At 61.5% G+C, this 24,695-nt stretch carries 22 protein-coding genes; 7 read left to right on the forward strand and 15 right to left on the reverse strand.

Going from position 1 to position 24,695, the window contains the following annotated elements:
* Positions 1 to 80: 80 nt before the first annotated feature.
* The 9 genes from QP970_RS01850 to QP970_RS01890 all read right to left on the reverse strand — a co-directional run bounded on the left by QP970_RS01850 (position 81) and on the right by QP970_RS01890 (position 10,100).
* The gene (locus QP970_RS01850) at positions 81 to 1,586 is read right to left on the reverse strand and encodes a glycosyltransferase 87 family protein (protein WP_284869429.1); all 1,506 of its coding nucleotides are present in this window, start codon (positions 1,584 to 1,586) and stop codon (positions 81 to 83) included.
* Between the two features lie 15 nt (positions 1,587 to 1,601).
* Entirely contained in the window at positions 1,602 to 1,982 is a 381-nt protein-coding gene (locus QP970_RS01855; protein WP_005279458.1) for a monovalent cation/H(+) antiporter subunit G, read from the reverse strand.
* On the reverse strand, positions 1,979 to 2,254 hold the full coding sequence (locus QP970_RS01860; RefSeq protein ID WP_005279460.1) for a monovalent cation/H+ antiporter complex subunit F: 276 nt from the start codon (positions 2,252 to 2,254) through the stop codon (positions 1,979 to 1,981). Before QP970_RS01860 ends, QP970_RS01855 begins: the two co-directional genes overlap by 4 nt.
* Positions 2,254 to 2,781 carry a Na+/H+ antiporter subunit E gene (locus QP970_RS01865; RefSeq protein ID WP_023024005.1) on the reverse strand — a complete coding sequence of 176 codons (528 nt, stop codon included), beginning with the start codon at positions 2,779 to 2,781 and terminating at the stop codon, positions 2,254 to 2,256. The genes QP970_RS01860 and QP970_RS01865 overlap by 1 nt, the downstream gene beginning before the upstream one ends.
* Complete coding sequence (locus tag QP970_RS01870; protein WP_284869430.1) at positions 2,774 to 4,609, reverse strand: Na+/H+ antiporter subunit D; 1,836 nt, start codon at positions 4,607 to 4,609, stop codon at positions 2,774 to 2,776. The genes QP970_RS01865 and QP970_RS01870 overlap by 8 nt, the downstream gene beginning before the upstream one ends.
* Positions 4,602 to 5,102: a Na(+)/H(+) antiporter subunit C gene (locus QP970_RS01875; RefSeq protein ID WP_023024001.1), complete on the reverse strand. Its 501-nt coding sequence runs from the start codon at positions 5,100 to 5,102 to the stop codon at positions 4,602 to 4,604. Before QP970_RS01875 ends, QP970_RS01870 begins: the two co-directional genes overlap by 8 nt.
* Complete coding sequence (locus QP970_RS01880) at positions 5,103 to 8,111, reverse strand: Na+/H+ antiporter subunit A (RefSeq protein WP_284869431.1); 3,009 nt, start codon at positions 8,109 to 8,111, stop codon at positions 5,103 to 5,105.
* 247 nt (positions 8,112 to 8,358) lie between these two features.
* Positions 8,359 to 9,726: a dipeptidase gene (locus tag QP970_RS01885; RefSeq protein WP_284869432.1), complete on the reverse strand. Its 1,368-nt coding sequence runs from the start codon at positions 9,724 to 9,726 to the stop codon at positions 8,359 to 8,361.
* Positions 9,727 to 9,956: 230 nt separating this feature from the next.
* On the reverse strand, positions 9,957 to 10,100 hold the full coding sequence (locus QP970_RS01890; protein WP_156904629.1) for a hypothetical protein: 144 nt from the start codon (positions 10,098 to 10,100) through the stop codon (positions 9,957 to 9,959).
* Between the two features lies 1 nt (position 10,101).
* Here QP970_RS01890 and groL point away from each other — a divergent pair, with 1 nt between their 5' ends.
* The 5 genes from groL to QP970_RS01915 all read left to right on the forward strand — a co-directional run bounded on the left by groL (position 10,102) and on the right by QP970_RS01915 (position 15,197).
* Positions 10,102 to 11,745 (forward strand): chaperonin GroEL, encoded by a 1,644-nt coding sequence (groL, locus tag QP970_RS01895; protein WP_023023995.1) that lies wholly within the window; start codon positions 10,102 to 10,104, stop codon positions 11,743 to 11,745.
* 631 nt (positions 11,746 to 12,376) lie between these two features.
* Positions 12,377 to 12,556 carry a hypothetical protein gene (locus tag QP970_RS01900; protein ID WP_023023993.1) on the forward strand — a complete coding sequence of 60 codons (180 nt, stop codon included), beginning with the start codon at positions 12,377 to 12,379 and terminating at the stop codon, positions 12,554 to 12,556.
* A 45-nt stretch (positions 12,557 to 12,601) separates the two neighbouring features.
* Positions 12,602 to 12,733, forward strand: coding sequence for a hypothetical protein (locus QP970_RS01905; protein WP_023023991.1), 132 nt, complete (start codon positions 12,602 to 12,604; stop codon positions 12,731 to 12,733).
* Between the two features lie 150 nt (positions 12,734 to 12,883).
* Positions 12,884 to 13,783, forward strand: a complete 900-nt coding sequence (gene ppk2, locus QP970_RS01910) for a polyphosphate kinase 2 (RefSeq protein ID WP_023023989.1) — start codon at positions 12,884 to 12,886, stop codon at positions 13,781 to 13,783.
* A 265-nt stretch (positions 13,784 to 14,048) separates the two neighbouring features.
* Entirely contained in the window at positions 14,049 to 15,197 is a 1,149-nt protein-coding gene (locus QP970_RS01915; RefSeq protein WP_284869433.1) for an alpha/beta hydrolase, read from the forward strand.
* A 103-nt stretch (positions 15,198 to 15,300) separates the two neighbouring features.
* Here QP970_RS01915 and QP970_RS01920 read toward each other — a convergent pair whose 3' ends face one another.
* From QP970_RS01920 to QP970_RS01945, 6 genes are all read right to left on the reverse strand, one after another.
* A complete protein-coding gene (locus QP970_RS01920; protein ID WP_284869434.1) occupies positions 15,301 to 16,092 on the reverse strand; it encodes an Abi family protein in 792 nt (263 codons plus the stop codon).
* A 199-nt stretch (positions 16,093 to 16,291) separates the two neighbouring features.
* Positions 16,292 to 20,215 carry a Pls/PosA family non-ribosomal peptide synthetase gene (locus QP970_RS01925; RefSeq protein WP_284869435.1) on the reverse strand — a complete coding sequence of 1,308 codons (3,924 nt, stop codon included), beginning with the start codon at positions 20,213 to 20,215 and terminating at the stop codon, positions 16,292 to 16,294.
* Positions 20,216 to 20,217: 2 nt separating this feature from the next.
* Positions 20,218 to 20,676: a MarR family winged helix-turn-helix transcriptional regulator gene (locus QP970_RS01930; RefSeq protein ID WP_284869436.1), complete on the reverse strand. Its 459-nt coding sequence runs from the start codon at positions 20,674 to 20,676 to the stop codon at positions 20,218 to 20,220.
* Positions 20,677 to 20,713: 37 nt separating this feature from the next.
* Positions 20,714 to 21,010, reverse strand: coding sequence for a rhodanese-like domain-containing protein (locus QP970_RS01935; protein ID WP_284869437.1), 297 nt, complete (start codon positions 21,008 to 21,010; stop codon positions 20,714 to 20,716).
* A gap of 24 nt (positions 21,011 to 21,034) precedes the next feature.
* The gene (locus tag QP970_RS01940; protein WP_005279481.1) at positions 21,035 to 21,703 is read right to left on the reverse strand and encodes a response regulator transcription factor; all 669 of its coding nucleotides are present in this window, start codon (positions 21,701 to 21,703) and stop codon (positions 21,035 to 21,037) included.
* Positions 21,700 to 22,509 (reverse strand): sensor histidine kinase, encoded by an 810-nt coding sequence (locus QP970_RS01945; protein WP_284869438.1) that lies wholly within the window; start codon positions 22,507 to 22,509, stop codon positions 21,700 to 21,702. Before QP970_RS01945 ends, QP970_RS01940 begins: the two co-directional genes overlap by 4 nt.
* Between QP970_RS01945 and QP970_RS01950 the strand changes: the two genes are divergently transcribed.
* Positions 22,508 to 23,194: an ABC transporter ATP-binding protein gene (locus QP970_RS01950; protein ID WP_284869439.1), complete on the forward strand. Its 687-nt coding sequence runs from the start codon at positions 22,508 to 22,510 to the stop codon at positions 23,192 to 23,194. The genes QP970_RS01945 and QP970_RS01950 overlap by 2 nt on opposite strands.
* Positions 23,191 to 24,591: an FtsX-like permease family protein gene (locus QP970_RS01955; protein ID WP_284869440.1), complete on the forward strand. Its 1,401-nt coding sequence runs from the start codon at positions 23,191 to 23,193 to the stop codon at positions 24,589 to 24,591. The genes QP970_RS01950 and QP970_RS01955 overlap by 4 nt, the downstream gene beginning before the upstream one ends.
* Positions 24,592 to 24,695: the final 104 nt, after the last annotated feature.

The raw sequence follows: 24,695 nt of genomic DNA on the forward strand, positions 1-24,695 counted from the left end.
AGGGTCGCACTGGAGGAAGCTGTACGAGGCCGGCGCGGTGGTGCGCAGATGGCTGCCGGCATGCGGCGGCTGCGTGCGGCTTAGTCGTTATCTAGGGCGTGGCGGCCGCCGGGGGACGGGGGAGCCGGAATATCGGTATAGCCCTCGGTGGAGGGAAACTCGCGGGTCTCAGGGTTAAATACTGGGAACTCTGCGGTTTCGTCGGTAGTGGCAGAACCCCGTGCGGTAGCGCCAGACGCGTGAGCTCCGGCTGTCTGAGTGCGTTGCGGCTGGGCGTGCTGCGGCTGGGCGTGCTGGGGCTGCTGGGCGCGGTGCTGTTGGGCGTACTGCGGCTGAGCAGCACGCTGTGCCGCGTGCCGGCCCCTGGGGGCATCTTCCTCGCTGGGCTGGGTGCCGGGGATAAATCCCCACAGGGCATAAAAGGCGATGTAAAGGATGCCGGAGGCGGTGAAAAGGAGCATGGCCCAGGGCTGGAAGTCCAACTGGTTCAAAGAGCGGTTGGAGCCCTCGAGCCAGAAGGCTGCGGAGACGTACGGCAGCAGCACCACGCACATGGCCGCGAAGGAAATGAGTGCTGCTACTTGCGCGCCGATGACCCCGCGCAGACGCTTGCCCAGTGCCTGGTTGACGGAGATGAGAACCACGATGGCCAACGGGAAGACCCAGACCCAGTGGTGGTACCAAGAGAAGGGCGAGACCAGGCAGGCGCTAATGCCGGCAAGGGACATGGCGGCGGAGTTATTCTTGTGCTTCATCGCTGTGCGCAGGGCCAAGCAAGTCAAGACGAAGACCACCGCTACGGCGGCGAGCCACATCCAACCGCCGTCGATGCCCCACGCGCGCACCATGACCGAGCGGATGGATTGCGCACCCGGGTTGGTGTGTTCACCCACGCGGGAGGAATTGAAGATGGCATCGGTCCAGAACACCCCGGCATCCGGAATGGTGACGAAACCAATCGCAACGGTCACCGCGAAGGTAAGGACGGAGATAACCGCCTGCCACCAGCGCTTCTGGAATAGGAGTACCAAGCCCATAAAGGCCGGGGTGAGTTTCAAGCCTGCGGCGAGGCCGATGCCAATGCCGGGTAGGGCCCTCTTCTTAGGAACGACGTCGAGGGCGACCAAGAACATCAAAAAGACGTTGATCTGGCCATAGAACAAGGTGCCGTACATCGGCTCTACAGCCGGGGCGCACAGCACCAGTAGGATGGCAACAAACCAGGTCAGCGGAGAAAGTTTAAGGCCGCGCTCGTGGAAGACCATGAGGATGACGGCCAATAAAGCAAGGATGGTGCCGCCTTGCCAGAGGATAATAAGGGGGTCATCGGCAAGCGCAGAAATCCACTTGAACAGCGTGCCGGCAAAGGGCGGGTAGGTAAAAGGAAGGTTGCCAATATAAGCGTTGTCATAAAGGTTGGCGCCGTTAGCCACCTCGCCGCCGGCGAGCCAGTAAATCTTCAAATCCAGCGGCACGCGCCAGATGAAGGCATTGGGACCGTCGTATTTGCTATAGCGGGATATGCTGAAGATAAAGAAGGCAATCAGAAGGGTAGCCAGAGTAGGCAGTCCGTATAGCTTTTTCACGGTTAAAGGTGCCTCCTATTTGCGGCGCAGCGAACGGCCGGCGGGGCGGTCATTGCGCGACATCGATTCCTCGGAACCATACAGGCCTTCACGGCGTGCAATGCGTGAGGTGCGCTGCGCGGTTACCGGGCTGGTAAACATCGCAAACAGTACCAGCAAAATAAGCATACCCAAATCACCACGCTCGGCCATACTGAAAGATTCGGCGCCGGTAATGCGGATGAACGCACCCATGATGGTGAGGATGAGACCGGTGGTCTGCGGCTTGCTCACGGCGTGAACGCGGGACATCGTGTCTTTAAAGCGCGCCAGGCCAATGGCGGCGGCGAGGATGAGGAGGCTGCCGCTGATGACGAGGATGAGCGAGAGGATATCGGCGATTAGTGACCAACTCATTGGTTATCCCTCTTCCTAAACCTGGTAACAGACACGGTGGAGATGAAGCCGAGCAGCGCGATGACCAGCATGGCCGAGACTACGGAGGTATCTAGTGACCAGCACATGTAGGTCGCCAGCGCGCATTGGAACATGGCGGTAAAACCGTCCATTCCCACCAGCCGGTCGAGGGAGTTGGGCCCTACGATAATGCGCCAGACGGTAATTAATACGGAGACCCACAGCAGGAATGCGGGAACCAGCAGGATGGCGTGATAGATCTGCGGATCCATTATGGGTGGCTCCTTTCAAAGATCTCGATCATGGAAGATTCTAGACGGGACACGGCATCAATTTCGCGCTGGATCTGCGCCTCATCCCGGGCATCCAGGATGTGGATGGTGATCATGCGATTGGCGATGTCAATGTCTGTCACCGTTCCACCCGGCTGCAGGTTGTACAGCGTCACCGCAAGGGAGAGGATGAACTCATTTTCCAGGCGCATCGGCAATTCCAGGATGGCGGTTTGAGGCAGCGGCTGCGGCCGGGAGGCCAGCCAGCCCACCTTGAGGGAGGCATAAAACAGCTCCCAGAACCAGCGCAGCATGTAGCGGAAGAATTTGCCCCACGCGACCTCGACGCCGGCAATGGGCATCGCCGGCAGTGGCAGGGCGAAGACGATGACCAGGGCGACGAGGAGGCCGCCGACCACATTGCCCACCGTGATTTCGCCCATGAGCATGCACCACATGACCGTGATCCAGACGGTAAACCACGGCCGGAAGCGGTAGCGCAGACCGGCAAAGCGGCTCTTAGTCATCGCGGGCCTCCTTCTTTACTGGCGTAGGGCTTTCTGGTGCCCTCAATTTCGTCGACGCGTCCGAGCTTGGTGTCTCCGAGCTCGCCGTCTCCTTGGCAGCAGATTCCGGATCGTGGGCCGGGCCGGGGTCCGGCAGCAGGTGGCTGCGCTCTTTGTAGGAGTCCGCGCCGCCTTCGTAGCGGTCCTTCTGGTCAAGGTGCCGGGTGGGGTTATCGGCATTTTCGCCCAATACGGCGTACTGATAAATGGAGGTATCCTGCGCGGATTCGGCCGCGCGGGAGGTGACACCGGAAATCGGGCCGGCTAGGAAGGTGATCGAGGTCGAGGCAATGACCAACAGTGCGGTGGCACCCACCATGCCGAACGGCACGCGGCCGACATCCTGGCGGGAGGAGAACTCGACCTCATCGGTGATATCAGAAAGCGGGGCGGGGCGTGCTAGGGCGACGTTGCCCTCGGGGGCATCGGCGCGGTCACGCTGGAAGCCCTTGGCCCAGACCAGCATCATGACGTACAGGGTCAGCAGCGAGGTCACCAGCGCGCCGCCGATGAGCACCCACGCCAGCCAGGAGCCTTCATTGGTGCCCGCCTGAATGAGGATGATCTTGCCCAGGAAGCCAGAGAACGGCGGCACGCCGCCCAGGTTGATGGCTGGGATAAAATACAGCACGGCGATAAGCGGGGCGGAATACATCAGCGAGCCCAGGCGCCGCAGCGAGGACGTACCGGCCTGGCGCTCGATGAGGCCGACGACGAGGAAGAGCGCGGTTTGCACCAAAATGTGGTGGATGGCGTAGAAAATGGCGCCGGATAGCCCCTGGGCGGTGCCCAAGGAGACGCCGAAGATCATATAGCCGATGTGGCTGACCAGGGTAAAGGACAGTAGACGCTTAATATCGGTCTGCGCGATGGCGCCCAAGATACCCACCAGCATGGTGGCCAGCGCCACCCACATCAGCACGGTATCGAGGCCACCATTGGTAAAGATGGACGTGCGCGCGCGGATGATCGCGTACACACCAACCTTGGTGAGCAGGCCGGCGAACACGGCCGTGACCAGCGAAGGCGCGGTGGGGTAGGAGTCCGGCAGCCAGGCGGCCAGCGGCACCACCGCGGCCTTGATGCCAAAGGCCACGAGCAAGGTGGCGAAGATGGCGGTGCGGGTGCCCTCCGGGATGTCCTGCATGCGCTGGCCAATCTGGGCCATGTTCATGGTGCCGACGGAGGCATAGACATACGCTAGCGCCAGCAAGAAGATCATGGATGAGGCCATCGAGACCATCACATAACCCACGCCGGCGCGCACGCGGCCTGCCGATGCTCCCAAGGTCAACAGCACGTACGAGGCGACGAGGAAGACCTCGAAGCCGACGTAGAGGTTAAAGAGGTCGCCGGCCAAGAACGAGATATTCACGCCCATGGTCAGCAACATGTAGGTGGGCAAAAAGACCGCGACCGGTTCGTCCTTGGTGCCATCGCGCACACCCTGGGAAATGGCGTACCAGATGACGGAGAACAGCACCACAGACGAGGTAAAGAGGATCATCGTGGAGAGCCGGTCCGCCACCAATGTGATGCCCACGGGGGCGTCCCAGCCGCCTATCTGCAGGGTCTGTATGCCATGGAAATCCACTATTATGATCAGGCTCGCGTTCACCGCAGCCGTAATCAGCAGGGAGAAAAAGGCGATCTGGCGCTGCACATTAGGCATGCGGGCAAACAGCAGCGAGAGCGCCGCGGCCACAGCCGGGATGATGACGGGCAGCGGGATGAGGGCGCCGACGTACGGGTACATTGTTTCGGCCGCCTGGTGGAATGGCTCAGTCATCTTCGGCTCCCTTCACCGGCTCCTCGAAGGATTCGGGGCCGAAATTATCGCCTTCCTTGGTGGCCCGTCCGGTGGCGGGGTCATTGGAGGCATCATGATCCGCGCTCGCCGCGGCGTTGCCGGGCTTGGAGGCCTTAGCGGCAATCGCGGTATCTTCGGCGTCATCTTCAATGACGTCGGCGGTGCGGTAGCGGTACTGGCGGTAGGCCAAGGTGAGAATAAAGGCCGTCAGCGCCATGGAAATGACGATGGCGGTAAGGATCATCGCTTGGGTAAGAGGATCCGCAATATCGCTGCCATAAGGCTGGGCCTCGCGGCCATCGATGGGCGGCGAGCCCGCCGGGCCACCGGCCTGCAGCATAAAGAGGTTGGCGCCATTGCCCAGCAAGAGCAGCCCGAGCATCATCTTGGTCATGGCGCGGTCGAGCAAGAGGTAGATGCCCGCAGAAACCATTACTCCGGCGGCGAGCAGGAGGAAGAGGTTGGCTTGCATTTATTTCTCCTTTCCTGCGTTATCCCCGGAACCTGTGCCGGAGGAGCTCGTTGCGGCTGGTATCTTTTCTTTTTTCTTCTCTTGTTTTTGCGCCCGTTGGGCCTTTTGCTTGGTGCTGCGCTCCCGGTTCTTCCGCGCCAGCGAGCGGGCGCGGTCGCGGGCGCGCTGCTTACGCATCTCTTCTTCTTCATCCAGCTTGGCGCCGAGCGAGCTGAGCACGTAGAGCGTGAGCCCCACGACGATGAGGTAGACGCCCAAGTCAAAGACCAGCGCCGAAGGCAGCGAGACCGCGCCGATAAGAGGGATCTCGGGCGAGGTATATCCGCTGGTAAGCGGCGGATGGCCAAAGAACATAGGCACCACCACCGCCAAGGCAGAGAGGGAGAGGCCAGCGCCCATGGTGCGCCCGGCATCGATGGGCAGGGCCTCATCGAGCTCCGCGCGGCCACCGGCCAGGTAGCGCAGGATGAGCGCGAGTGCGGCCACAAGGCCACCGGCGAAGCCGCCGCCTGGCGCGTTGTGCCCGGCAAAGAAGAAGTAGAAGGACAGCGCCATCATGGAGGGGAAGAGCACGCGGGTGGAGACATCGATCATCAGCGAGCGGTTGAGCGCCTGCTCTGATTCCGAGCCCGCGGCCAGCCAGCGCCGGCCCGTGACCTGCAGGGTAGGCCGGCGGCTATCCCTAGAGAAGGATTGGGTGCGATAAATCAGGGAGGCCACGCCGAGCGCGGCGATGATAATCACCGTGATCTCGCCAAAGGTATCCCAGGCGCGCAGGTCCACCAGCAAGACGTTGACGGCATTGGCGCCGTGGCCTATCTCCTTAGCCAGCTCCGGCATGTACTGCGAGATAGGTTCTGCCGAGCGCGCGTTGATGGCAAACATCGCCACGATGGTGACGGTCAGGCCGGTGCCAACGGAGAGCCAGGCGCGCAGGCGTCCCATCTTCGGGTCCTGCTTCCACTCGGTAGACGCCGGAATGCGGCGCAGCACCAGCATGAATAGCACCATGATGATGGTTTCCGTGAGCAACTGGGTCAGCGCCAAATCCGGGGCACCGTGGATGGCAAAGACAAAGGACAACGAGTAGCCGGTGATGCCGACGATGATGACGGCGGAGAGACGGTTATCGGTGACCGTGGCTGCGATGGCGGCCACCATCATGATGATGGCGGCGACGACCTGCCAGGGGTTTTCTGCAACCACCATGCGGATATCCGTGAGATCACCGGTAATCAGCATGGTCAGCGGCAGCACCATGAGGGTGGCGAAGATGACGGTCAGGTTGAGCTGCAGCGAACCGCGCTGGGTGACGGCCGTGGTGCGCAGGGAGAGCTTGCGCAGGGTGGAGATGACCTTGTCGTAGACGGCGTCGGCATCGCCAAGTGCGGGGTACGCAAACTGCCATTGCTCCAGGACCTGGCGGCGCCAGTGCACGATGATTCCGGCCACGATGATGATGGCGGATACGCCCAAGGTCACTGACCACCCGTGCCAGAGGGCTAGGCCGTGGTGCTCGCCTGCCCCAAAGGTGGAATCGAGGTGCTGATTGATGGTCGCCGAGAGCGCCTGCGGCGCGAGGCCGAGCGTGATGGTCAGCGCGGTGAGCACGGCGGGGGCGAGCCACAGGCCCACGTTGACCTTGTGCATCGTGGCCACGGCCTTAGAGACGCCGTCTTTATCCTCGGGGAGGTTCTTGGTGGCAAAGGCACCCCACAAAAAGCGCAGGGCATAGGCCATGGTGAGGATGGAACCTGCCACATAGGCTACCAGGATCATATTGCGCGGCATGCCAATAAGCAGCTCTTCGTGCATGGTGGATTCCAGCACGGCCTCCTTGGAAACGAAGCCAAAGAGCGGGGGAACGCCCGCCATGGATAGGGCGGAGATAATGGCGATGCCGTAGAGGAAGGGCTGCTTGCGGCCGAGGCCGGATAGCTTCGTAATATCGCGCGTGCCAGAGCAGTGGTCGATGGCGCCGACCACCATGAAGAGTGCGGCTTTAAAGAGCGAGTGGGCAAAGGTCAGCGCTAGGCCCGCCTGCATGGCCTCCCGGGAGCCAACCGCCACGATGGAGGTGATAAAGCCCAGCTGGGAGACCGTGCCATAGGCCAAAATGAGCTTGAGGTCTTTTTGCTTCAGCGCCATCCAGCCGCCGAGCAGCATGGTAAATACGCCTAAGGAAATGACCACGAGGTGCCAGGTGGCTACCTCGTACATATCCGGTGCCAGGCGAGCGATCAGGTAGATTCCGGCCTTGACCATGGCCGCGGAGTGCAGGTACGCCGAGACAGGCGTTGGCGCTGCCATAGCACCCGGCAGCCAGAAGTGCGCCGGCACGATGGCGGACTTGGTGAGCGCGCCGACCAGGATGAGCACGATGGCGACGGTGACGTATGGGGTTTGGGGGAAGTGATCGTAGGCGTGGATTTCGCTAAACGTCCACGCCCCTGTTTGCCGGCCGAGCAGGCAGATGCCCATCAGCATGGACAACCCACCCAAGACGGTGACCATCAGGGCTTGCTGCGCGGCGCGGCGCGAAGAGGCGCGCTCGGCATAGTAGCTGACCAACAGGTACGACAAGAGGGAGGTGATCTCCCAGAAGACGTACATGAGCAGCAGGCTATCGGAGGTGACAAGCCCAAACATGGCGGTGGCAAAACCCACCATCTGGCCGGCGAACATGGCAAGGCGGCGGCGCGTGGAATCGAAATAGCCCCAGCAATACAGCAGGACCAACGCGCCCATCCCTAAGATGATGAGGCTAAAGAGCCCGCCCAGGGCATCCATGCGCAGATCCACGGCGAGGTGCGCGGCCGGCATCCACTCGATGGTGTAATTCAGCGCGCCGCCGTCGTGGAAGGTACCCCGGGCAAAGTGCGCGAGGGTCCACACGAAACCGACACCGGGAACGATTGCCAATAAACCAAAGGCTGGGCGGCCCACATTCATAATGAGCAGCGGTGCAACCACGGTGGCAACGATGAGGGCACCCAGAAGTATTAGCACGTTGGAATCTGCGCTCCTTAGGTTGTGTCAAGTTCTCAGACCCTCATTGCCGCGGGGCGTGGCGATATGCGCCATAGTCATATACACACCAAGACAGTTCGTACTCGGCCGAGTACGAACTGTCCCACTTGTGCAAGCAGCGTGGCCGGAAACGGGGTCAACTCGTCGAAAGTTTACCGGTTTTTCCACAACTTCGAAAGATTATTTTTAGCGCACAGTATTATATGTCGCCGTTGCGCGCATGTTCCTACGCGTAGCGCTGCAAGAAAAGCGCCTCCGCTGCGGCGATGTACTCGATCTCGGTGGGATCGACGGACTCATTGGCGGAGTGGATGGTGCACTTGGGTTCCTCTACGCCGTAGAGCGCGATTTCCGCGTTGGGGTGCGCCTCCTGCAGCTCGGTGGTCAGCGGGATGGAACCGCCCATGCCCTGGGCTGCGGTCTCTTTGCCATAGGCCTCGGATAGGCACTGGCCCAAAAGCTCGACGGCGGGTTTTTCCGGGTCGGTAGAGAAACCGGCATTAGCCTCCACGACCTCCGCCTTGACGTGCGCGCCCCAAAGAACGTGGTTTTTCACGTGCTCGCAGACGGCCTCGCCAATGGCGCGGGCATCGGTTCCGGCCGGAACGCGCAGGTTCAGCTTGGCCGCCGCGGTAGCGGGAACGGCGTTGACGGCCTCAGCCACCGGGGTAGAGGTAAACCCGGTCACGGAAATGGCCGGGCGGGACCACACCATGTCTGCCACCGGGGTAGCCCCCTCCGGGTCCTTGGAGCCCATGATCTCGGTGCCTTCGAGCAGCTGCGCATCGCCGCGGAAGGCCTCGGCCGGGTATTCCTGGCCTTGCCAATGGGCGCTGGTATCCACGCCATCGATGGTGGTGCGGCCGTATTCATCCGTGAGCGAATCCAGCGTGCGCATTAGCGTCTTCACTGCGTCTGGGGCCGCGCCGCCGAATTGGCCGGAGTGCACGGGCGCGGCCAGGGTATTGACCTCGACCTCAATCTGCGCGCCGCCGCGCAGGGAGGTGGTCAAGGTGGGCTGGCCCACCGCGGCATTGCCGGCATCTGCAATCAGGATGGCATCGGCAGCGAAAAGCTCCGGGCGGTCCTTGATGAGCTGGGACAGGCCTTCGCCGCCGCGCTCCTCGGAGCCCTCGATGAGGTACTTCAGGTTTACCTTGGTGCCGCCATTGGCCTCGAGGGCACGCAGGGCCGCTAGGTGCATGGCCACATTGCCTTTGCAGTCTGCCGCGCCGCGGCCGTACCAGCGGGTGGTGCCCTCGGCATCGGCGCGCTCGGTCAGGGTGAACGGATCGGATTCCCACGCCGCGCGGTCTCCTGCGGGCACGACATCGTAGTGCGAGTACAACAGGACGGTTTTGGCGCCTTCTTCACCCTTGCGCTCGCCCAGAATGGCGGTGGAACCATCCGCGGTGGTGATGGTTTCTACCGTTGCCCCGGCTTCTTCCAGCGCGGCCTTCACCCACTGGCTTGCGCCCTGGGCCTGGTCCTCCAAGCCCGGCTCATTGTGCACGGAGTTGAATCCAACGAGCTCGCTGAGCTGGCGGAAGATGGTGTCACGGTCGCTGCGTATGCTGTCAATCATATCTGTCATGCAATCCACGGTACCTTGAGCGCTTACACCGCAAGACAGATCCGCACGACAATTCCTATGCATTCCTGCCCCGCGCTTGCCGATGCCCCCACCTTCCCCACCGCGCCACCTTCCGCCTCAGCCGTCCTTCCGAGGGGAAGTGCCACAGCGCGGTATGCGGCGGGCAAAAGATCGCTACAGGCAAGCGCGTTGTTTCTTGCAGTAGGGGTAGGAGAGTGCCAGAATGGGCGTTAGCACTCGGACAGGATGAGTGCTAGATAAATCTCCATCGTTGTGGTTGAGGTTGGTCCACACTCACCAGCCATGCCGTCGCGGGCGTCCGCAGCGAGAAAGACGTGAGTGTCGTCCTCAATAAATCCAAGGAGCACAAACACTATGGCAAAGATTATCGCTTTTGATGAAGAGGCCCGCCGCGGCCTTGAGCGCGGCCTGAATACTCTGGCTGACGCAGTCAAGGTCACCCTCGGACCCAAGGGCCGCAACGTCGTCCTAGAAAAGTCCTGGGGCGCACCGACCATTACTAATGACGGCGTTTCCATCGCTCGCGAAATCGAGCTCGAGGATGCTTACGAAAAGATCGGCGCCGAGCTGGTCAAGGAAGTTGCCAAGAAGACCGATGACGTCGCCGGCGACGGCACCACCACCGCAACCGTTCTGGCACAGGCACTCGTCCGCGAAGGCCTGCGCAACGTAGCCGCTGGTTCCAACCCAATGGGCATCAAGCGTGGCATCGAGACCGCAACCAAGAAGGTTGTGGACTCCCTGCTGTCTTCCGCCAAGGAAGTAGAAACCCAGGAGCAGATCGCTACCACCGCTGGCATTTCCGCCGCAGACCCGGCAATTGGTGAAAAGATTGCCGAAGCTATGTACACCGTGGGTAACGGTTCCGTAAACAAGGACTCCGTTATCACCGTGGAAGAGTCCAATACCTTCGGCGTGGACCTCGAGGTTACTGAGGGTATGCGCTTTGATAAGGGCTACATCTCCGGCTACTTCGCTACCGATATGGAGCGCCAGGAGGCGGTGCTGGAGGATCCGTACATCCTGCTGGTCTCCTCCAAGATCTCCAATATCAAGGACCTCGTTCCGCTGCTGGAAAAGGTCATGCAGTCCGGCAAGCCGCTGCTGATCATTGCTGAGGACGTTGAAGGCGAAGCCCTGTCCACCCTCGTGGTCAACAAGATCCGCGGCACCTTCAAGTCCGTTGCCGTGAAGGCCCCGGGCTTCGGTGACCGCCGCAAGGCCACCCTGCAGGACATGGCCATCCTGACCGGCGGCCAGGTCATCTCCGAAGAGGTTGGCCTTTCCCTAGAGACCGCCGAGCTGGAGTACTTGGGCCAGGCACGCAAGGTCGTTGTCACCAAGGATGAGACCACCATCGTCCAGGGTGCTGGCACCCAGGAGCAGATCGATGGCCGCATCAAGCAGATCCGCGCTGAGATCGAGAACTCCGATTCCGATTATGACCGCGAGAAGCTGCAGGAGCGCCTGGCTAAGCTCTCCGGTGGCGTGGCCGTGCTCAAGGTCGGTGCAGCCACCGAGGTTGAGCTCAAGGAGCGCAAGCACCGCATCGAGGACGCTGTCCGCAACGCCAAGGCAGCCGTGGAAGAAGGCATCGTTGCCGGCGGTGGCGTTGCCCTGCTGCAGGCCGCTACCGTTCTCGACTCCATCGAGGCCGAAGGCGATGAAGCCACCGGTGTAAAGATCGTCCGCGAGGCACTGTCTGCACCGCTGAAGCAGATCGCTCACAACGCTGGCCTGGAGCCTGGCGTCGTCGCAGATAAGGTCTCTGGCCTGCCCGCAGGCGAGGGCCTCAACGCCGCTACCGGTGAGTACGTCAACCTCATGGAATCCGGCATCAATGACCCGGTGAAGGTCACCCGCTCTGCACTGCAGAACGCTGCGTCCATTGCAGCACTGTTCCTGACCACCGAGGCTGTTGTGGCCGATAAGCCAGAGCCTGCCGGCTCCAACAACGCTATGCCTGACGCTGACGCTATGGGCGGCATGGGCTTCTAAGAGCCCTCCACCACGCCTGGCGCATACTGAGCTCCCGCTCTTATATGCGCTTGAGTCTGGCGAAAGCTGCGCCCCTCACTGTGTGCTGAACGCACGCGGCGAGGGGCGCAGCGGCGTTTTATGCCCCTTTTGTGAAGCGCTGGGGCGGATCCCCCTTTGAGGAACCAGAGGATACGAACGGATCCGTTTGTATAGCTTGGGATCTACTTTTCGTTACATCGTCAGCCGCTTCAATCGCCTTTAGTTACCGGAACTAACCCCGTATTAGGGTAAAAAGCGGGCAAAAACCGCAGTAATGAAAACTAATTCCATATAAATCTCCAGCACCGCATTGATAGGAAAATTCATCATCAATCCTTATGATGTTAATTTTTCCTTAACCTTGCGACGAAGGGGCTGTGCGGTAGCCCCAGTTCAGTGGCATACAGCTGTAATTAAGGTAAACAGTTGAAGTAAAAATCCAGTGAAAATTTTTTATGAAAACTTAAGGAGCTGAGAAGGTTTCTGGAAATCTGGGGTTGCTTCCCTGAAGCCCTATGGCAAAATACTTCTCGTAGCGCCCACCGAGGGTGCCTGCACATTGCACAGCCCTTTCGGGGTACAAGCTTCGGACCTATTCGAGGAGAAAAACATGAACGTGGATCTCGCCACCATCCAGATGCACCTAGACAACTTCGTAAACACCCAGGAAGGCTGGTACAAGGTACTGTCCGGCGTTACCGAGATTCTTTCCTTTGGTAACTTGAAGAACGCAGCTGAGACTGCTACTGAGGCAGCTTTGCCGGACGCAATCACCGAACTGTCTTCCTAGTAATCTAAACCGGATTACTTTCCATCCCATTTTAAGGAGACCATAATGGAAATCATCACTTTTTCCTCCAAGGCAAACGGCGTAGCTAACACCATCGTAGAAGCTGGCCACGACATTGTTAGCCCGTTCATCGACATTGCTAACGGTGCATCCCAGCTGATCGGCATGTTCGTCTAAGAGCATCCTCGGGTGAGCCTTAAGGCTTACTAAACAAGGAAGACCTACCGGTTTCGGTAGGTCTTTTTTCGTTTTTCTTTCCTTTATTTTTGGGGTGCACCTGCGAAAAGTTAGCGCGCTAGATGTCTAAATTCGGGTTACACTTGGTGCATGGCTGATATTAAAGACGACGACCTTCCTGAGATTGACCTTGCAAAAACCGACGGCTTCGTCGTTGACGGAACGGATGAGGATGATCCGTCGCTGATCATGCCGGATGGCTCTCCGGTGCAGACGTGGCGGGAGAATTACCCTTATGAAGAGCGTATGACTCGCAATGAATACGAGTCCATTAAGCGCGCACTTCAAATCGAGCTATTGAAGTGGCAGAACTGGACCAAGGAAACTGGCCAGCGCCACATCATTTTATTTGAGGGCCGCGATGCTGCCGGTAAGGGCGGAACCATCAAGCGTTTCAATGAGCACTTGAACCCGCGTGGTGCGCGCACCGTCGCGTTGGAAAAGCCATCCCCACGTGAGTCCACCTCCTGGTATTTCCAGCGCTATATCGAGCATTTCCCGGCTGCCGGCGAAATCGTCTTCTTTGACCGCTCGTGGTACAACCGCTCCGGCGTTGAGCGGGTGATGGGCTTTTGTACCGAGTCGCAGCACGCGGAGTTCCTGCGCGAGGTGCCCATGCTAGAAAACATGATCCTGGGATCGGGCATTTCGCTAACCAAGCTGTGGTTCTCTGTTACCCGGAAGGAACAGCGCACGCGCTTTGCTATCCGCCAGATTGACCCGGTGCGCCAGTGGAAGCTTTCGCCGATGGACCTGGCTTCTCTGGATAAGTGGGATGACTACACGCGTGCGAAGGAAGAGCAGTTCCGTTATACGGATACTGAGGAATCGCCGTGGATTACCATCAAGTCCAATGACAAGAAGCGCGCTCGCGTCAACGCGATGCGGTATGTCTTGTCCAAGTTTGAATACACCAATAAAGATTACGACGTGGTGGGTGAGCCGGACGGGAACATCGTCAAGCGCGGTCGCGACCAGATTGGTGATTAGTAGCGTTAATCCCTAGCGCCGTTGAGCGGGAAGATCGAGGAGATCGGTCTTCCCGCTTTGCTATGTCTAAGGCCTCTGATGTCGCTTAACCATCTTCATGGCGGCAGCCTGAGGGTGCCTGATAATTCTCACAGCTATTTCTTAAAAAGCTGGCAGCCATAAATAAAAAATACTTGAAATACGTTCCCGGGGAAACTACTATCAAGGTGACCTAAAAGTCATCCTGTCAATATTCGTGACACAAACCACTAAAAGGAGTACGTACATGATGAGGAAGAAACTGTGCGTTCTGGCTACCGCAACCGCTGTATCCATGGCGCCCATCGCAGTATCAGGAACGCTCACCGCTACCGCCTTTGCAGAAGGCGGCCAGCCAGTAGCAGAGGTGGCGGCAGATAAGACCGACGTGCTCGGTCGCTCCACCGTTTCTGATAAGCAGATCGCCGATGAAGACGGCTACTTCGATAGCCACGACGGCGAGGGCGTGAAGATTTACTACCGCAAGCAGCTGGTAGAAAACCCACGCGGCAACGTCGTGTTGGCACACGGTGTGTCTGAGCACTCTGGCCGCTATGACTACGTGGCCAAGCGCCTGCTGGACGCTGGCTACAACGTCTACCGCCTGGACCACCGTGGACACGGTAAGTCTGCCTCCGGCAGCACGCCGCTGGGGCACATCGATAACTTCCAGTACATTCTCAATGACTTCGACCGCGTCGTCGATATGGCTAAGGGTGAGCACCCCGATGTAAAGACCTTCCTGCTGGGCCACTCCATGGGCTCGTTGACCGTTCAGGCATACGGTATTCGTGAACCTGGCAAGGTTGATGGCATCATCACCAATGGCGGTGGTGCACCGTTGAACCTGTCCGGTAAGAAGGCGACGGGCGAGACCATCACGCCGGACGAGATCTCTGAGGTGCAAAAGCAGCTCGACCCCACCCTGTTCGAGCGCCTGCCGTTGGCGGATATCACCAGCTTCAACGCCAACTACGCGCAGAACCTGATCCCGCACCGCACCTACATTGGTGCGCAGTCGCCGGAGTTCACGAAGAAGATCATGCTGTCCAACCCCTTTACGGAAGGCATTTCCACCAGCCAGGCCGTAAAGGACGAGTACGCGTCTAGCCCGCTCATCGCGCAAAAGACCAGCGCCGGTACCGCGCTGCAGCTGGGTGCTATCGCCACCTACGATGCTGTGAACGCTGACCTATTCACCGCGCCGACGCTTATCATGCACGGCACCAAGGATGGCATCGTTCCGCCGTACTTCTCCCAGGACTGGTACAACTCCATTTCCTCTGATGACGTGGAATACATCAACTGGGAGGGCCAGAAGCACGAGGTCTTCAACGAGCCAGCCGCTGACCAGGCCCTCGACACCGTGGTGGACTGGCTGGACCGCCACGTGTAGAAGATAGCGTGTCTCGGGTTCAATAGGCCTGGCACATAATGACCTGCTTTCCCTGCCGTTGGGTTGGTACTTAGGCTTTAGCGGCCTGGGGAAGGTGGGTCATTTATGATTTGTTTGAATTATTTAGACCTGCGTAGAAGGTGTCCAACTCGGTGAGAATTGCTGTTGTTGGCAGGTTTTCCGTGAGGTAAGAGGCTAAATCACGGTCCAACATCGCTGCTACATCTTGGCAGGCCTCGTGGCATTCTCTAGGCCGTAAACGAGTATCTGTGCCCGTGACAGGGATGCCGCGAAGGACTACAGACTCGTGATGCGCAACCCTATTTCTAATTTTCTTTATCTCGAGGATTTTGGAATGAACCCACTTACGGGTCAGACCGTGAGTGGAATATTCTGGATCTTTCTTCCGAGCTACTGAATTCGCACCTGGGAAGACAGAAATTAAGGCTTGGCGGGACCAAATTCTGTCATGATCAGCATTGTTGAAAGGGGCTGGTAAGCCCGTGGAGCCTCCTGTATCGAGGATATTTGTCCAAGTTCTAAACATCGAAGCAGCAATGACCCTTCCTCCTAGCCTTCTGCTTCGTTCGGTATTCTTGGTGAAGTCTCTTGGCAGGCTATTCCATGCTTCTGTGATATTGTCTCGAACCCGTTTATCGAACCCCATCTCGAGCTTGCAATACCAATCATCTCCGTATTCGGTGCTGAGATATCCAGAAACTGAGTTACGTAATGCTACTTCGATGAAGGCTATCTCGTGAAAAAGGGAAGCACTAAGGTGGCGATCGAGTTCGTAAAGCTCAAAAGCCTTATCTGTGGATCCACCGGGTTTTGTAAGGTAGGGCTCCAACCTGTTTTCTGATAACCACTCTTTTTTAATCCGTTTACTACTCATGGCTACCAACTTAAGGGCTCTTTAAAAATATTTTTGATTGAGGCGGCACGTCCGATTATACTCGGTATAGTATTCCCCTCCTTGTGGTGGTCAACCGTTCAGCGGCTTGGCTGAGGAGGGGTCTTTTGCTTACAGAACCCCGGCTTGAGGTTGACCTTGTGGTGGTCCCTCTAAAGCCGGGGTTCGGTGTTTGCGTGGGCTAACCCCACGGCTCGATGGGGTTGCCCTGCCAGGTGGCGTTGGCGGGAACGCGGTCACCGCGCATGACCAGCGAACCGGGGCCGACGGTGCTGGATTCGCCAATGAGCGAGGCGGGCAGCGCCACCGAATGAGAGGCAAGCGTGGAGCCGGCCTCGATGGTGACGGTATCCAGGCTCATCACGCGGTCTTGGAATAGGTGGGTCTGCACCACGGTACCGGGCCCCACGGAGGCGCCAGCGCCGACGTGGCAGAGATCGGTTTCCGGGAACCAGTAGGAATCGATCCAGGCGCCCTTGCCGATGTCCACTCCCAGCCCCCGTAGGCCCAGGTTGATCTCTCCTGTGCCGTAGGTGTGCTGGAAGAACCACGGGGCGGCGACGACCTCCACGAAGGTGTCCTGTAGCTCGTTGAGCCAGACGAACACACTCCACAGCGGGTGGTCGGCCGCGCTGTGCGTGCCCACGCAGATCCACTTCACGGCGATGGTCACCGCCATGGCGATAGCGCCCATGGCCATGAGCACGAGGCCGGAAAGGGCCCAGGTGGTGGGGAAGCCGACATCGGCAAGCAGGTAATACAGCGTCCCCAGGGTGGCGGCGAGCAGCATGGCCGAGAACATCGGCGCGAGGAGGCGCATGGTCTCCACGACGCCGCGGGCGGCCTTGAGCTTGAAGCCCGGGTTGTAGGTCAGGGCCTCGGCAGACTCGGCGGGGGCATCGATCTGCGCGGTAACGCGCCGCATGCGCTCTGGCGGGGAACCCCACCAGTTGGCCCCGGACTTCGTCTTCTTCGGGGTGGAGGACAGCACCGCGACCAGGGAGTTCTTGGAAAGTTTGCGCCCAGGTGCGGTAATGCCGGAGTTGCCCACGAAGGAGCGCTTGCCCACCTTGGCCTCGCCGGAGTGAATCCAGCCGCCGCCGAGCTCGTAGCCGCCGATCATGGTGTCATCGGCAAGGAAGGCGCCGTCTTTGACGTCCGTGAATGCGGGGATCATCACGGCGGTGGAAATCTCCACGTCCTTGCCAATGCGCGCGCCCAGAGCGCGCAGCCACCGCGGGGTCAGCTGCGAGGCATAGAGCGGGAAGAGCTGCGTGCGGGCCTCATCCATGAGGCGCTCGATGGCCCACAGGCGCCAGCCGGCGGCAGAGCGCACCGGGTTCACGCCGGGCGAGATGCCGATGGACAAGATGCGCACGCCCAGCCAGGTCTGCAGCATGTAGGTGGCAAAGGCCGCAAGCGCCGCGAGTGGAGCGAAGAGCACCGCGCCGACGAAGCGGTTCCCGTCCGTGGAATGCACCAGCGCCAAATCCACGATGGCGCCGACAAGCACCGCGATGAGCGGCTGCGCGGCCAGGAACAGCGAGGTCGCACCGTAAATAGCCACCCACCAGGGGCGGCGCTTCGGCGGCTTGGAGGGGAAGCGGTGCTTGGAGCGGCCCACCTTCTTCGCAGGAGAGCCGGACCAACGCTGGCCGTCCTTGATCTTCTTGCGGCCGGTGACGGTGGAACCCGCCTCCACGTGGGCGTACTTGCCCACCACGGTGCCGGGCAGCAGGGTGGACCGCGCGCCCACGCGGGCGCCTTCCTTGATATCGATGGCGCCGACGTGGAGCACGTCGCCGTCGAGCCAGTAGCCGGTGAGATCGACCTCTGGTTCCACCGCGGCGTGCTTGCCCAGGGTAAGCAGGCCCGTCACCGGTGGCAGCGAGTGCAGGTCCACGCCGCGCTTCATCTTCACGCCCAAGGCGCGGGCGTAGTTATTGACCCAGGTAGCGCCCGCGATAGAGCGCGATCCGGAGGCATCCGCCCACCGCTCCGCGGCCCAAATACGCAGGTGGGTCGAACCGCCGCGCGGGTAATCGCCGGGCTTAATCCCGGCGGTAATCAGGCGCGCGCCAAAGCCGCCGATGGGGATGCGGCCCAGCGGCGTGGCAAAGATGAGCACCAGCGCAATGACCAGCCACCACGGGAAGGGCTGCGCCCACTCGACGCCCAAGGCGGAGGCCACGGTCGAGCCCAGCATGAGCCAGGCCAGCCAGGTGGTCGCCGCCAGCGTCATGGCGGGGATCTGTAGCAGCGTTTGCGCCACGCGGGTCTTCGCGCCGACCGGGGTGACCTCGCGCAGCGGTTTCTGTTGCTCCGCCACGGGGCGCGGTTCGGCGCCGGCGATGAGTTCTGCCAGTGAACCTAGCCGCGGGTGATCGTAGAGATCGCGCACGGCCACGGTGGGGTAGCGATCGCGGATGCGGCCCACCAGCGTCGCCGCGGCCAGGGAGGTACCGCCAAGGTCGAAGAAATCGGCGTTCTCATCCTCCACGGATACGCCGAGGGTCTCGACCCAGAGCTCGGCCAGCCACTTCTCGGTCTCCGTCAGTGTGGTCGATTCCACGCCGACGCCGGGCAGTGGCCACGGCAGCGCCTTCTTATCCACCTTGCCGGAGGTGCGCACCGGCAGCTCATCCATCACACAGATACGCGGGACCAGCGCCGCAGGCATGGTTTCCGCCAGGCGTTCATGGGCCACGCCGTGGTTAAAACTGCGCGCCTCATCTTCCAGTGAGACGTATCCCACCAGCACGGATTCACCGCCCGGGGTCTTTTGCACGGCCACGGCGGAGTTGTAGACGTTATCCAGCGCGGCGACGTTCGCATCGACCTCACCCAGCTCGATGCGGCGCCCGCCAATCTTTACCTGGTCATCCACGCGGCCCACAAAGTACAGGCCGTCTTCTTCCAGGCGCACGTGGTCACCGGTGCGGTAGGCGCGCTGCCAGCCCATGGATTCCAGCGGCGCGTACTTCTCCGCATCCTTCTGCGGGTCCAGGTAGCTGGCCAGGCCCACGCCACCGATGACCAATTCGCCGGTTTCACCCAGGCCAACGGGTTGCCCCTGCTTATCGATGACCACCAGGTCCCACCCATTCAGCGGCAAACCGATCGAAACCGCGCGCCCCGGAATCATCCGTTGCGCGCAGGCGACGACGGTGGCCTCAGTGGGGCCGTAGGTATTCCACATCTCGCGGTCCTCGGTGGCTAGCCGGTCCACCAATTCCTGGGAGCAGGCCTCGCCGCCGACGATGAGCAGGCGGATATTATCCAGTGCTTCCGCTGGCCACAGGCCCGCCAGGGTGGGAACCGTGGAGACGACGGTGATATCGCGGCGAATCAGCCACGGACCAAGGTCCATGCCGGACCGCACCAAGGAACGCGGTGCCGGGACCAGGCAGCCGCCGTGGCCCCAGGCCAGCCACATCTCCTCACAGGATGCGTCGAAGGCAACCGAAAGCCCGGCCAGCACGCGGTCTTCCGGGCCGAGCGGGCCGTGGGGGTGATCGACGAGGAAGAGGCTGGCCTCCGCGTCCACAAAGGCGGCCGCCGAGCGGTGGCTGACGGCCACGCCCTTCGGCTTGCCCGTGGAACCGGAGGTAAAGATGATCCAGGCGGTGTCTTCGGGCCGCGGGGCTTCGACGCCTTTGGCCGCGTGGCGCGGTTTTTCGCGCAGGAAGCGGAAGCCGTCATCGCTAAACAAGCCATCGATATCGGCCTCACCAAAGACCATCTCCGCGCGTTCATCCGGATCGTCCGCATCCACCGGCACGTAGGCCGCGCCGGCGGCCAGAGTGGACAGGATGGCGAGGTAGAGATCACGCTTGCCAGACGTCATCCGGATGCCGATGCGATCGCCGCGGCGCACGCCATTGACGTGCAGCTCTGTGGCCCACAGCTGGACCTCGTGGACGAGTTCGGCGTAGGTGATGATCTCGCCATCATCAAGCGCGGCGGCTTCTGGATGAATCTCAGCGGTGGTCGTGATGATGTCCCACAGCGTGCGCGGGCGCGGGGCCAGATCGCGCAGGAGGTACTGCTGCGGGACGCTGGGAAGTTCTGTATTAGACCTACTACATTCTTCGGGCTCGTCCATGCTTATGCCTCGTCCTCGTCCGCAGCGATGATGGCCTTGGCCAGCTTGCGCAGGTGCTTGAGCTGCTTATTGGTGGATACGTCGAGCGCGTCATCCTCGGCGTTGGTGACGAGCTCCGCCAAGTCCTTGTGGGTCTTGGTGCCCTTCTTGGTGCACGCCACGATCTGGCGGCGGCGGTCCTTGGGATCGCGCTCGCGCTTGGCCCAGCCGCGCTCCTCGAGGGCATCAATAAGCCGCACCATATCGGAGGCGTCGATGGCCAATGTGTCAGACAGGTAGGACTGGGAGGCGGCATCCGCCTCGACGAGGCAGGTAAGCACCCAGAACTCGCGGATGGTCGTCTGCTTCGTCTGCAGAGCCACCTCGACGCCATCGCGGGTGCGACGGCGCAGGCGCTCTAGCTGAAAGGACGGGGATTCGAGCAGGGAGGTTGGTATGCCAGAATTATTAGTGGAAGCCATACCATCATCATAATCTCAAAAGATGGGTAAAGGCCAATTAATTGCGAACGACGGGCAGGCCATCCGCTTCCCACTTATCGGTGCCGCCCTCAACATTAATAACGTCCCAGCCCAGGGAGTTCTCCAAATACTTGCAGACCTGCGCGCTGCGCCCGCCTAGGTGGCAAATCACATAAATATCGCGGTCCGGATCGATTTCCTGGATGCGACCCGTTATCTCGCTCATGGGAATATGGGTGGCGTCCTCCGCATGCACGGTGGCCCATTCGTCGTTTTCGCGCACATCGATAAGCTGCGCGCCTGCTGGAACTTCGGTTGGCTGTACGTTTTGCATACCCCGCAGTCTACGTGCCGCGCGCTAGCCGCCGTAGGTGGCTGCGGACAGGTACTGCAAGATCGCCTTCACGCGGCGGTTATCCTCGCTGGGATCCAGGCGCAGCTTGGTAAAGATATTGGACACGTGCTTGGCCACCGCGGCGTTCGAGAGCACCAGCTCGGCGGCGATGTCCTTATTGGACTTCCCGCGCGACATCAGCTCCAGGACCTCGCGCTCGCGCGGGCTGAGCTCGCCCAACCCGCTGCGCCCAGAGCGCATGAGTGCCTGCGCCACCGTTGGATCGATGACCGTCCCGCCCTGGGCCACCACCTCCAGGCTGGCCAGGAAATCGCGCACCTCAGAGACGCGATCCTTAAGCAAGTACCCAGTGCCCGCATCCGGAGAATCAAACAGTGCCACCGCATACGCCGGCGCGACGTACTGCGATAGCACCATCACCGGCAGGCCCGGATAAGCGCGGCGCAGCGCCACCGCCGCCTTCAGTCCATCATCGCCCATCTCCGGCGGCATGCGCACATCCGTTATCACCACATCTGGCAACTGGGCACTCAGCTTGCCGATGACCCCCTCCAGCTCCACCGCCGTCCCCGCCCTGCCCACAACCTCGTGGCCGCGGCGCTCCAAGAGCCCGGCAAGCCCCTCGCGCAGGATCGCGGAGTCATCCGCAATCACAATCCTTAATCCACTCATGCTGATACTCCCGTCTGCCCGCGCTCCAAAAGGAGCGGAATCGTGCACCTTACCCGTGTCGGGCCTCCCTCCGGCGAGGACAGCGACATCTCCCCGCCAAAGGCCGCCAGCCGCTCGGCCATGCCGGCCAGCCCGCGCCCCGGCTCAATCCGCGCCCCGCCCGGGCCCTCATCCACCACCGAGATATGCAGCGCCGCATCCGAGGTGATGAGAACCGAAACCGGCGTGCCGGGCGCGTGCTTCGCGGCATTGGTCAACGCCTCTGTGCCGAAGAAATAACCGCAGGCCAGCACGCTGGCGGAAAGTCGCGGCAACGGGTGTGGGGCGTAGACGCTGACGTGGGGGCCGTGGGCGGAGGCGGTATCGGCAAGCGCGGCCACCAAACCGTGATCCTGGAGGACCTGCGGGTGAATGCCGTGCACCGTCGCGCGCAGCGAACGCAGGCCGCGATCCACGTCCTGCTTCGCGGCGGTGAGCAGCTCGGCCTCGGTGCCGGTGGCATCGAGAAGGGCCTCACCGAGCTTCATGCTTGCCGCCACCAAATATTGCTGCGCGCCATCGTGCAGGTCCCGCTCGATGCGGGCGCGCTCTACTTCGTAGGCATCCGCAATCGCGCGGCGCGAGGCCGTCAGCTCCGCGATGACCCGCGCCTGCCGCTCCTCATTGCTGGTGGCCTGCTTCTTGCTGAAAAACACGCCCTCAAGCCTAATCGCGCGCGCCCCAGGCAGGGGTAAAGCTAGCACTACCCGGAAAGTATCCTTAGCGCTGTAGGAATAGCGCGCCCGGCACGGTGAAATGAACAGCATGACACAGACACTTTCCCTCCACGACATCACGAAGGATTTCGGCGGCGGCCCCGTGCTGGCCGGCATCACCCTGGACGTCACCCCAGGCGAGCTCGTCGCCATCATGGGACCCTCCGGCTCCGGCAAATCCACGCTGCTGCACTGCATGTCCGGCGTACTCACGCCCACCGACGGCAGCGTCCGCTTTGGCGACGAAGTCATCTCCACGCTTTCCGATGCCGCCCGCTCCCGCACCCGCCTCCGCCACTTCGGCTTCGTCTTCCAAGACGGCCAGCTGCTGCCGGAGCTGACCAACCTGGACAATGTGGCGCTGCCCGCGATGCTCAACGGCATGGGCCGGCGCGCGGCCCGTTCGAAGGCCATGTCGCTGCTCGACCAGCTGGGCCTCGGCGACCTCGCAGACCGCCGCCCCGCCCAAGTCTCCGGCGGCCAAGCCCAGCGCGTGACCATCGCCCGCGCCCTCGTGGCCAACCCCGGCGTCATCTTTGCCGATGAACCCACCGGCGCCCTCGACCAAGCCACCGGACACGAGGTCATGCAGATGCTGACCACTACCGTGCGCCAATCCGGCGCCAGCCTGGTCATGGTCACCCATGACCCCAAGGTGGCGGACTGGATGCAGCGCCGCGTGGAAATCCGCGACGGCATCATTCACGATGACCGCCGCCTGGGGGTGCAGCCATGAATACCGCGACCCTAGTCTTCGGCCTCCAGCGCGAATCCGTCCGCGCCCGCTCCGGCGCGGGCATCGTCAGCGTGCTGGCCATCGTGAGCCTGACGCTGGGCTCCGCCTTCGCCTTCCTCGTCGCCGGCGGCACCTGGATGTTCTGGCAGCGCGCCCACCACCCAGAAGACGCCGTGCCCGCCCTGCGCGCCGCTGCCGGCGACACCCCGGAAGATTACTTCCTGCCCTGGTTCGTCCTCGCGCTCATGGCCTGCGCATTCATAGTTCCAGCCCTGTTTAACCTGACCGCGCAGGCCGCTGTCCTCGGCGCCTCCGGCCGGGAACAGCGCCTGTCCACCCTCCGCCTGCTGGGCCTAAGCTCCCACCAGGTCGAGCGCATGGCCGCGGTGGAGACCGGCATCCAAGCGCTTATCGGCATCGTGCTGGGCTGGCTCATCAGTGCGCTTATCGCCCCCGTCTTCACGCACGTGAAATTCCAGGACCGCCCCGTTGCCTTCGAAGAAATCATCCTGCCCTGGTGGGGATACCTCGCGGTGGCCGCAGTCCTCTTCCTCCTCGCCCTCGCCGCGGCCCTTGCTGGCATGCGGCGTGTGCGCGTTAGCCCCCTCGGCGTGGCTAAACGCCAGATGCCCGCCGCTTTCCGATGGTGGCGCCTCATCGCCTTCCTCCTCATCGTCGCCATCGGCGGTGCCCTGCTCAAAGGCCAATCCGGCCCGCCCGAAATCTCCGTGGCCGTCGTACTCTTCGCGGTGGTCATGAGCATCAACCTCGTCGCGCCCTACCTTTTGCAAATTGGCGCGCGCCTTTTGGCTTTGCTCCCCGGCACCGCACACCTCGTAGCCTGTCAGCGCGTGGGCGCCAACGCCCGCCGCGCCTGGCGGCAAAGCGCGACAATCGGCTTCTTCGGTTTCCTCGCCGGCTTCCTCATGGGCGCGCCCATGGGCACCGATGCATTGACTACGGCGATCAAGGAAGAACAAGAAACGGGCATCATGTTCCGGGACGTCTCCACCGGCGTCATCCTGACCTTGCTCTTCGGCTTCGCGCTGACCAGCATGTCCATCTTCTTAGGCCAAGTATCGTCCGCCTTCGAAGACAAGGATCTCATCCGCTCCCTCGACCTGATGGGCGTGCCGCGCCGCTTCCAATTCCGCACGAACACCCTCGCTGTGATGGGGCCTATCGTCGCGCTCAGCGTCTTCGGCTTCCTCTTCGGTGGCAGCATCGCGGCGCTGATGTTCTTTAGCGCTCTCGAGGGCGAAGATATTGACCTCGCCGGGCGGTTCCTGATGTCCTTCGGTTTCCTCGCCCTGGGTTGGGCGGTAACCTTCCTCGCCATCGCGCTCGTCGAGCCCCTGCGCGGCCACGTTCTCCACAGCAGCCGCCGCAAGGAATAGGCGTTTCCTCGGGCGCGCCGGGCTGTGGTTCTGGGGTTTGGGCCTTGGCCCTGGCCCAGACTCTGGCCCGGCTGACCCGCCTCCTGGCCCGGCTGCGCCTGTTC

The sequence above is a fragment of the Corynebacterium sp. MSK073 genome (genome assembly GCF_030232085.1).
Classification (GTDB): Bacteria; Actinomycetota; Actinomycetes; order Mycobacteriales; family Mycobacteriaceae; genus Corynebacterium.